The organism is Arthrobacter sp. 05T45 (genome assembly GCF_056395875.1).
Genome location: NZ_JBFTKI010000006.1, coordinates 229,845 through 240,005 on the forward strand (window position 1 = coordinate 229,845; position 10,161 = coordinate 240,005).

General features: G+C 66.8%; 6 protein-coding genes and 1 rRNA gene. 3 read left to right on the plus strand and 4 right to left on the minus strand.

Going from position 1 to position 10,161, the window contains the following annotated elements; all coding sequences use genetic code 11:
• Position 1: 1 nt before the first annotated feature.
• The 3 genes from AC1DGD_RS09505 (at position 2) to AC1DGD_RS09515 (ending at position 6,529) form a co-directional block, all read left to right on the plus strand.
• Entirely contained in the window at positions 2-2,281 is a 2,280-nt protein-coding gene (locus AC1DGD_RS09505) for a sensor domain-containing protein (protein WP_476856637.1), read from the plus strand.
• A 103-nt stretch (positions 2,282-2,384) separates the two neighbouring features.
• On the plus strand, positions 2,385-4,520 hold the full coding sequence (locus tag AC1DGD_RS09510) for a putative bifunctional diguanylate cyclase/phosphodiesterase (RefSeq protein ID WP_476856638.1): 2,136 nt from the start codon (positions 2,385-2,387) through the stop codon (positions 4,518-4,520).
• A gap of 206 nt (positions 4,521-4,726) precedes the next feature.
• Positions 4,727-6,529 (plus strand): putative bifunctional diguanylate cyclase/phosphodiesterase, encoded by a 1,803-nt coding sequence (locus tag AC1DGD_RS09515; protein ID WP_476856639.1) that lies wholly within the window; start codon positions 4,727-4,729, stop codon positions 6,527-6,529.
• Between the two features lie 301 nt (positions 6,530-6,830).
• Here the strand turns inward: AC1DGD_RS09515 and AC1DGD_RS09520 are convergent, their stop codons facing one another.
• The 4 genes from AC1DGD_RS09520 to rrf all read right to left on the minus strand — a co-directional run.
• Positions 6,831-7,121, minus strand: coding sequence for an excalibur calcium-binding domain-containing protein (locus tag AC1DGD_RS09520; protein WP_223915864.1), 291 nt, complete (start codon positions 7,119-7,121; stop codon positions 6,831-6,833).
• A gap of 94 nt (positions 7,122-7,215) precedes the next feature.
• Positions 7,216-8,076: an SDR family NAD(P)-dependent oxidoreductase gene (locus AC1DGD_RS09525; RefSeq protein WP_476856640.1), complete on the minus strand. Its 861-nt coding sequence runs from the start codon at positions 8,074-8,076 to the stop codon at positions 7,216-7,218.
• Between the two features lie 135 nt (positions 8,077-8,211).
• On the minus strand, positions 8,212-9,690 hold the full coding sequence (locus tag AC1DGD_RS09530) for a CBM96 family carbohydrate-binding protein (RefSeq protein WP_476856641.1): 1,479 nt from the start codon (positions 9,688-9,690) through the stop codon (positions 8,212-8,214).
• Positions 9,691-10,068: 378 nt separating this feature from the next.
• Positions 10,069-10,161 (minus strand): 5S ribosomal RNA (rrf, locus tag AC1DGD_RS09535); the annotation flags it as partial.

Consider the following 10,161-nt stretch of genomic DNA (forward strand, 5'->3'; position numbering starts at 1 on the left):
GGTGGTCTCAGGTTCGCACGGCGGTAGCCGGGTGACGGCGTCGTCGTACCCGGAGGAAGCCCCCGGCACAGTCCCCACGACAGTCCCCCAGGAAGTATCCGCCGCGGTCCCGGGCTACGGGGACCTGGTGGAATCCAGCCCCGACGCCCTGCTGGTGGTGGCCGAGGACGGGACCATCAGGATGGTCAACACCGCCGCGGAGCGCATGTTCGGGTACGTTCGCGAGGAACTCGTGGGCTCGGACCACCGCATGCTCCTGGCCGAGGGGTTCCGGAACGGCCTTGAGCGGCTGTTCTTCAACCTCCGCCGCGGCGCCCACCCCGACGGCGATGCCGCTGCCGCTGCCGCCGAAACTGACACTGACACTGCCCCCGTGGAGGCTTACGGGGTGCGGCGGGACGGTACGGAGTTCCAGGCCGAGGTGGCCGGATCTATTTTCTTCACCGGTACAGGCGCCCGGGACGGGACGGGTAAAGGGACCGCGAGCATGATCGCCGCGGTCCGGGACACCTCGCACCGGCCGGAGAAGGATGACAGCCTCCGCGAGGCCATGTCGCTGCTGAGCGCGACGCTCGAATCCACCGCCGACGGCATCCTGGTGGTCAGCAGCGACGGCGAGATCGCCGGTGTCAACAATCAGTTCGTCACCATGTGGGGCATCCCTCGGGAGATGCTGGCCACCGGGGAGGACGAGGCGGTCATGGCCTTCGTCCTGGACCAGTTGCAGGATCCGGCCCAGTTCGTCGAGAAGGTCGAGGCCCTCTACGCCGACCCCGCGGCGGAAAGCCACGACATCCTGGAATTCCGCGACGGCCGGACTTTTGAACGCTATTCCCGCCCGCAGAAAGTCGCGGACCAGGTGGTCGGACGCGTGTGGAGCTTCCGGGATGTGACCGCGGCCAAGGTGGCCCAGGACCGGATCACCCGGGCCATGGCCGACCTCGCCGCACAGTCCGCGCAGCTGACGGCGCTGGCGTTCCGGGACGGATTGACCGGACTGTCCAACCGCCAACTGTTCAACGACCGCCTCGCAAGCGCGCTGGCGGACCAGCACGGCGGCGCCGTCGACGTCCTGCTCCTTGACCTGGACGACTTCAAGGAAGTCAACGACATCCTGGGCCACCATGCCGGGGACCAGATGCTCATTGAGGTCGGCCGGCGCCTGCGCGCGTGCGTGCGCCCGAGCGACATCGTGGCCCGGCTGGGCGGCGACGAGTTCGTGGTGCTCCTGCTCGACTCGCTGGAGCCCGAGGCGGTCGCCGCCCGGATCGTCGACTCGCTGCGCGTCCCGGTGTGGATCGACGGCACCATGCTGCGGCCCAGCCTCAGCCTGGGACTCGCCTCGATCGGCGAGTCCGCCGTGGACGCCTCCGAGCTCCTGCGCCGTGCCGACGTCGCGATGTACGCGGCGAAGACTGCCGGGAAGAACCGGTACATGCGCTTCAAGCCGGAGATGATGAAGGCCCTCGTGGACCGCAACGACCTCGAGGCCGGCCTGCGGCGCGCCGTGGACAGCGGACAGATCGCCGTCCACTACCAGCCGATCGTCTCTGCCGGCAGCGGGACCGTGACTAAGGTCGAGGCCCTGGCCCGCTGGGTGCGCGACGGCGCGCTCGTTCCGCCCAAGCATTTCATTCCGGCGGCGGAACGCAGCGGCCTCATTGTCGAGATCGGCACCGAGGTGCTGCTTCGCGGCTGCACGGAGCTCAAGCCCTGGCTGGACGAGGACTCCACCCGGTCCCTGGCCGTGAACGTCTCCGGTGTCCAGCTGCAGCACGGGGACTTCGCCGAGCTGGTCATGGCCGTGACGGAATCCTGTGGCGTGGACCCGCGCCAGCTGATCCTGGAGGTCACGGAGAGCGTCTTCTTCGAAGACGACTGCCACGTCATCCAGCAGCTCATGACCCTGCGTGCGGCCGGTGCCCAAGTGGCGCTGGACGACTTCGGCACCGGCTTCTCCTCCCTGGGACGCCTGCAGGGCCTGCCCGTGGACACGCTGAAGATCGACCAGTCGTTTGTGTCCATGATCAACACCGGCACCGAGCAGTTGCCCATCCTGAACGCCATGATTGGGATGGCCCACGGACTGGGGCTGACCGTCACCGCGGAGGGCGTGGAAACGGCCGCCCAGGCCCGCTACCTGATGAGCCTGCACTGCGATTCCCTGCAGGGTTTCCTGTTTTCAGGCCCCCAGCCGGAGGCCACGCTCCAGCCCGCGCTGGACCGGGCGGCCCTGGCCATCGCCGCGCTGCGGGGCGATCGGGTGCCCGGCAACCGGTGACCCGCAAAGTTCCATGGCCGAGGTGCTGGACACGGGGCCGAAGGACCCTATGATTCAGTGAAACGCAATGCTCCGGGCCCTCGGCCGGGAACATCATCGCTCTATGAACTTCCGTCGCTTGGGGGCCGGTATCGTCGTGGGAACTGGATTTGGTGAAGACCTGCTGGAGCAGGGTCCTGATGCGTTCCTGCTGCTGACCGCAGACGGGACCATCGCCTTCGTGAATTCGGCCGCGGAACGGCTGTTCGGCTACCCCCGCGAGGAACTCCTCGGCGTTCAGCACACCATCCTGCTCTCGGAGGAAGCCCACAGCGGCTTCCTGCGGGTCTTCGGCCGGCTGGGACGCAAAAGCCCGGCCGGAAGCCGCCCGTTCGCGGCCGCCGGACTGCACCGCGACGGTTCGGACCTCGCGCTGGAGATCACGTGCTCGCTGGTGAGCGTCGACGGCGGCACGGCCATGGCGGTAGCCGTCCGCGACGCCGAGCACCGCAACGACCCCGATTCCGGCCGCCGGCTGGCCCTCTCCCTCGTGGACGCCACGCTGGAATCGACGTCGGACGGTATCGTCGTGCTCTCCAGCGAAGGCCAAATCACCGGGATCAACGACCAGTTTCTGTTGCTGTGGGGCATGCCGCCGGAACTGATCGCGGCCGAGGACCCCGATGCGCTGGTGCGGTTCATCGCGGACCAGCTGGTGGATTCCGACTCCTTCCTGCAAAAGGTTGCAGCGCTTTACGCGGACAACCTGATGCAGAGCCATGACATCCTCGAGTTCGCCGACGGCCGCACCGTGGAGCTGTACTCGCGCCCGCAGAAGGTGGCGGACGCGATCGTGGGACGGATCTGGAACTTCCGGGACATCACCTCACGCCGGCGCGCCCAGGACCAGGCCCGCCGCGCCATGGACGAACTGGCCGAGCAGGCGGGCAAGCTCAAGGAACTCGCGTTTCAGGACCCGCTTACCGGGCTGGCCAACCGGATGCTCTTCAACGAACGGGCCGCCGCGGCACTGCTGACCCCGGAACCGGTGCACGTGTTGCTCCTGGACCTGGACGACTTCAAGGAAGTCAACGACGTCCTGGGCCATCATGCCGGCGACGAGATGCTGGTCGAGATTTCCCGCCGGCTCCAGAACTGCGTGGGTCCGCACGGCACCGTCGCCCGGCTGGGCGGGGACGAGTTCGTGGTCCTGCTGGTCGGCTGCCGGGACGCCGACACCGTGGCCCAGCGCGTGGTCAGCACCCTGAACGCCCCGGTCTCCATCGAGGGAACCCTCATGTGGCCCGGCCTGAGCCTGGGCGTGGCATCGCGCGACGCCGGCACCGAGACGTCGTCGGAGCTGCTCCGGCAGGCGGACCTGGCCATGTACGCGGCCAAGGAGGCCGGGAAGAACTGCTATGTGCACTTCCGGCCCGAGATGCTGGCCGCGCTGCTGGAGCGCACCCAGCTCACGGCCGGGCTGCGGCGGGCGGTGGAACTGGGGCAGATCACCGTCCACTACCAGCCCGTCATCTCCAGTGACCGGCTCGAGGTGGTGCAGTTCGAGGCCCTGGCCCGCTGGGAGTGGGACGGCGAGCTGATTCCGCCGGACGAGTTCATCGAGACCGCCGAACGCAGCGGCCTGATCCGGGAAATCGGCGCCGAGGTGCTCAGGCGCAGCTGCACCGAGCTCGCCCCGTGGCTCGGGGAGGACCCGTTCCGGAGCGTGGCCGTCAACGTCTCCGGCGTGCAGCTGCAGCACCGGGACTTCGCCGAGCGCGTCCTGGACATTGCGGCGTGGAGCGGCGTGGACCCGCGCCAGCTGGTCCTGGAGGTGACCGAGAGCGTGTTCTTCGACGCCCATTCCCACGTGATCGGCCAGCTCGAGACCCTTCGTGAGGCCGGCATCCGGGTGGCCCTGGACGACTTCGGGACCGGCTATTCCTCGCTGGGCCGCCTGCAGGACCTGCCGGTGGATGTGGTGAAGATCGACAAGTCCTTCGTGTCCATGCTGCAGACCGGCGTCGAAAAGCTGCCCATCCTCACCTCCATGATCCACATGGCCCGGAGCCTGGGGCTGAAGGTCACGGCCGAGGGCATCGAGACACCGGCCCAGGCACGCTATCTCATGGACCACGGCTGCGATGCCCTGCAGGGCTTCCTCTTCTCCCGCCCGGAACCCGGGGCGGCCAGGCACCGCGCGGTCCGGAACTCCGCGGCGGCCATCGCCGACCTCGAGGGCGTGCCGCTGCCAGGGTAGCCGGGGCCGGCAGTAGCCGGGCCTTGTGCACTTGCCGCCGGGCCGGGTGCACTTGCCGCAGCCGGGCCGTTCGACACATTTGATTGCGGCATGATGGCCAGCACGTCCGGGAAGCCCGCACCGCATATGATTCAGTCAGCGCAGTGCGCCTGCTCTCCGCAAGGTGCCCGCTATCCGTATTCATCGCCGGGGGGCTGTTAGACATCGTGGAAGCTGGTTTCGCACAACAACTGCTGGAGTACAGCCCGGACGCACTTTTGCTGGTCGCCGAGGACGGAGCCATTTCCTTCCTCAATGCGGCCGCGGAACGGCTCTTCGGCTACCCGCGGGCGCAACTGCTCGGCGCGGACCACAGCATGCTCCTGGCCGAGGCCTCGCGGGAGAAATTTCACGGCGTCCTGGCCGGGCTGGCCAAGTCCGCAAGCCCCGGCTCCCTGTTCGCCGGCTCGGGCCGCCGCGCCGACGGCACCGAACTCCCCGTCGAAATCACGTGCTCGCTGGTCCCCGCCGCGGCCGGAGCGGCCGACGCCGGAATGTCCGTGGCCCTCTCGATCCGCGGCGCCGCAGGGCGGAACCCGGGCGCCGGCAGCGCCGGGCGCACCCTCAGCGGCGACTTTGCCCGCCGTCGTACTTCTGGTGCCGCGGGAGCTTCCCTTTCCGGAGGTCCAGCGGCTGCCGCTCCTGCGGCGTTTGCCGAGCACGACGACGAACTCAAGGCGGGCTCGCTCCGCGACCCCTTGACGGCGCTGCCCAACGGCCCCCTCTTCAACGAGCGGCTCGCCGCGGCCCTGCGCCGTCCGGATCCGGTGGACATCCTGCTGCTGAACCTCGATGACTTCAAGCACCTCAATGACGTGCTGGGACGCTCCGCGGCCGATGAACTGCTGGTGGAGGTGGCATCCAGGCTGCGCAACTGCGTCCGCCCGCATGACACGGTGGCCCGGCTCGGCGGCGACGAGTTCGCGGTGCTGCTCACCGAATGCCTCAACGCGGACGCGGTGGCCAAACGGATCGCCGAGTCCCTCTACGCCCCCCTGCGCGTGGGCGGCTCCATGGTCCGGCCCGGCGTCAGCATGGGCCTGGCGTCGAAGTCGGGGCAGACGCTGGACGGCGCGGAACTGCTGCGGCAGGCCGACGCCGCCATGACCGCCGCGAAGGCTGCCGGGAAGAACAACTGGATGCGGTTCCGGCCGGAGATGCTGAACACCGCGGCCCACAAGGCCGACGGCGATTCCGGGCTGCGGCGCGCCGTCGAACTGGGCCAGATCTCGGTGCACTACCAGCCCGTGGTCTCGCCCGGCATCGGTTCGGTGGTGCAGTTCGAGGCGTTCGCGCGGTGGGAACGGCACGGCCGGCTGGTGCCGCCGAACCAGTTCCTGCCAGTCGCGGAGCAGAGCGGCCTGATCCGCGAGATCGGCGACGAGGTCCTGCGCCGCGCCTGCGCCGAGATCCGGCCCTGGCTGGCCGGCGATCCTGCCTACAGCGTCGCCGTGAACGTCTCGGGCCTGCAGTTCCAGCACCGGGACTTCGCCGCGGACGTGCTCGCGATTGCCGCGTCCACGGGCGTTGACCCGCGCCAGCTCACCCTTGAGCTGACGGAGAGCGTGTTCTTCGACGCCTCCTCGGACGTGCTGGGCCAGCTGCGGCAGCTGCGCGGCGCCGGTGTCCGGATTGCCATGGACGACTTCGGCACCGGGTATTCCACGCTCGGCCGGCTCCAGGAACTGCCCCTGGACATGGTCAAGATCGACCGCTCCTTCGTGGCCATGATCAAGACCGGCCAGGAACAGCTCCCGTTCTTCGCCACCATGATCAGCGCAGCGCATGCCCTCGGCCTGAAAGTCACGGCGGAAGGTATCGAGACGCCCGCGCAGGCCAAATACCTGATGGACCGCGGCTGCGACTCCCTGCAGGGCTATCTGTTCGCCAAGCCGGCCCCCGCCCGCCACCTGGCCGGGACCATGGAGAGTGCCCTGAACGCCCTGGACAAGGTCGACGCCGCGCGGTAGGCGGGTTTACGGCGGCGCCTGTGCCCTGGTTGTGCTCTGCGCCCCGCTTGGACCCTGGCTGTGCCCCCTACTCCGCCCCCGATTGGCCCGCGCTTGCTGCCGGGCGTAGCCGGATCGGAGCGCGTTGACGCCGCCACACTCTGCCATTGGACGCAAACGGCCGCTAAGCATCATGGCTTAGCGGCCGTTCGCGTCACTTCGTTGGATGGCCCGGGCCTGCCCCAGGAGTCAGAGTCCCGGGGCCGTAGCCGGTTAAAGCAGTCGGGATCCCCGCCGTTGGCGAGGATCCCGACTGGTCATATCAGCGCTTTTCGCAGGCGATGCCGTCGTTGTCACGGTCGAGATCGTACTGGCGGAAACCGCCGTCGTTGAGGCTGTACAGGGTGTTGTCGACGCGGAACGTGGTGACCGGCTTTCCGCTGGTCTTGTCGCGGGCGCCCTTCTTGCCGACGCCGTGCGGGTAGACCTTGTTCAGCTCCGTGCAGTTCTTGTACGACTTCGGCGCGGGCGCGGCGGATGCCGGCACGGCCGTAGCGCTCAGGACGACGGCGGATGCCGCCAGGGACGCGATAAGCAATTTCTTCAGGCGCACGTTTAAGAGCACTCCCCCAGGTAGAAGCCCTCGGCCGCGGATCGGCGAGGGGCAGGAAAATGCTAACCCACGAATTCGGCGTTTCCGGTCAGGCTCAGGCGCCGTGATCCGAGCCCTGGTCCAGCTTGTCGAGGTCCTGGGCCACCATCGCCTCGCTGCGCTGCCACAGCGCCTTGGCCAGCCCCGCGTCGTACGCCTGCCTGTTGGCCTTGGAGAGCGTCCGCTTGGCGTAGTAAGCGCCGGAGATCCAGTCGTGGCCAGGGGTGGCGTTGGCGAGCCACACAAGGGTGTCCGCGCCCTGGTCAGGGGTCAGCATGAAGCGCTTGAGGAAGGACTTGTAGGCCAGGCGCATGGGGCTCGTGGAGTCGGCCGCGAAGTTGGTGGCCACGCCGCCGGGGTGGAACGCCGCCGTCGAGATCCCCTCGGTGTTGTAGCGGTTGTGCAGTTCGGCGGTGAAGAGGATGTTGGCGAGTTTGGCGTTGCCGTAGGCGCGGTTGGTGGAGTAGCTCTTGGCCGCGTCGAGGTCGTCGATGTCGAACTTGGCGAAGAGCGAATTCGCGACGCTCGAGGTGTTGATGACGGTGGCCTGGCTGGCGGTCAGCACCTCGATCAGCCCGGTGGTGAGCAGGAACGGGGCCAAGTGGTTCACTTGGAAGGTCTTCTCGTGGCCGTCCACGGTGAGCTCACGGGGCCCCATGATGCCGCCGGCGTTGTTCGCCAGAACGTCGATCCGCGGGTACTTTTCCTTCAGCTGCGCGGCCAGGGTCCGCACCTGGGCAAGGTCGGCGAAGTCGCTGACAAAGAATTCCGCGCCGATTTCGTTCGCGATCGCTTCGGTCTTTTGCGCGGAACGCCCGACGACGACCACACGTTCCCCCTGCCGGGCGAAGGTCCGCGCGGCGGACGCGCCGATGCCGTCGCTGGCTCCGGTGATGACGATAGTGCGCTCGGGCATTGAGGTGTCCTTAGAACGAAGCGATGGGCTGGTCTTTTGGAATCCAGCCCCGTCGAATTCTAACGAGTGCAACTGAGAGTTCGTTCCGCCGGAGCCGGGAGCTTTCCGAGACTCTGCTGGGATTCCCCGCAGTGCCTAGATGCGCAGCGGCGACCGGAAACTCAGGGCCGTGCCGGCGTTCTGCAACTTCAGGCTGATGGCCAGCATTTCTTCGGTGGTCCGGAGCAGGGAGTAGTGGCTGTAGTTGCCCTGGATAACGGTGCCCGGGACCACGGATGGTGCCACCACGAAATTGGGTACCGGAGTATCTTCGTCAAAGAGCACGAATATCGCCGTGCGTCCCGCCCGGTAGCTTTGGCTGTTCAAGATGACCGGCAGCCATTGCGAGAGCCAGGTGTCGCCCGTCGCGACGCTGCAGTCATGCATGTCATTGCAAACGTTCGGCACCACCACGGAGAAATTCGGCAGAGTGTTGTTGGCGAGGTCGCCCGCCAGCTGCCCGGCGCTCACCGTGCCCAGGGGCACATTGTTGACAGCGCATGCCGCCCTGTCCCCCGTCCCTTGGTAGTAGATTTCGGGGTTGTGCCGCTCGGCATACAGGCCGGACGCGCTCAGTCGGCAATTCGACGGCATGTCCTCCATATAGCTCTTGTAGGACTGGCCGGACGTGCGCACCTGCCGGAAGATATTGTCGGCAGTAATAGGCGGCAGGCCGCTCGGGCTCGAATCGGACGTGACGCCCTGCGTGCTGCCGGAGGTCATGGCCAGATAGCTCGGCAACGAGGGCAAACCCAGGCCGGCGTCAGCCCAGGTGGAAACCGAGGCGCACTGGTTCGCCTTCGTGCTCATGTACGGCGCGCTGGCGTTCCCGATGACCTGTGAATAGGTCTTGTTCTCAAAAAGCACCCACATGACGTGGTCGTACTTTGCCGGAGGGACGGTCGCCGTGCCACACGGGTTGTCGCCGGGGGGCGGAGGCGGCGGCGGGGGCGGCGGAGGAGGTGGCGGCGGCGTCGCGTTCGTGGTGACGGTCAATCGGGGCCGTTGCGTGGTGACGGAAGTTTCCTTGGAACTGTAAATGACGCCGTCAGAGGATGTGTTGCTGATGCGGAACGAATACGTCCCGTCACCCTTAATCGCGCCGAAGAGATCAAACTCCACATAGGTGTTATCGGCAACAGCGCCGCGCGAAGCCACAATCGGCGTTTCCGCAACAGGCGCGTTGTTGAACGTGATCGTGTTCTCACTCCAGGAGTTGTTGAGGACCCGTCGGACTTGGCCGCCTGAGTTGGATGGATCCGTAGCGAACAGCCGGAGCTTGGCGCCAGTCACGGTACTGCCGGCGGTGCCGGTGACCGTGAGCTTGAGGAAGATCATTTCGACCGGCGAATTATCAGCCTTGAGGCCCGTCGCCGTGCGGAAATTGATAGTGGGACTGTCACGCTTCACCACGGCATCGGCCGTGGTAGAAAAGGTCAAAGTGGCGGCTTCTGCGGGGCCGGCAATAAGGGAAATTGTGGCAGCCACCAGGAAGACAACTGACGCCAGGGAAATCCCTCGGCGCCCCACAAAGGACCGGGCAAACCGATGCCCCTTAGTTACCTTCTTGCCCAAGGCGAATCCAGGATCTACGCGCATCGCGGGACTCCTATAAGGTCCGGTCGACGCACCCTGCGCCTTAGTGGTCCGTAGGAATTCAAACCCTAGCCGGTCAAATCCTGCCCCTCAATGCGCATGACCAAAATAGCTGGCCGTTTAAAGGTATTCCCAAGGTCTCCATCGATTAAGGAAATGCCCAAGGTTTTTCCATGGTTCTTACGCATGGCCAGAACTGCCCGCCTGTTTCATCAGGGGCCTCTTCCCAACTGACTCGCAGCAGGGGCCGTTCTGAGCCGCCAAAACGGCCCCTGCTGCCAGTCAGTTGGGTGTTTTGGGCGGTTAAATGCGGGAGGACCCCCACCTTGTGGTGGGGGTCCTCGACCGTTAATGGTGTTCCGGCGGTGACCTACTCTCCCACACCCTCCCGGGTGCAGTACCATCGGCGCTGTGGGTCTTAGCTTCCGGGTTCGGGATGGGACCGGGCGT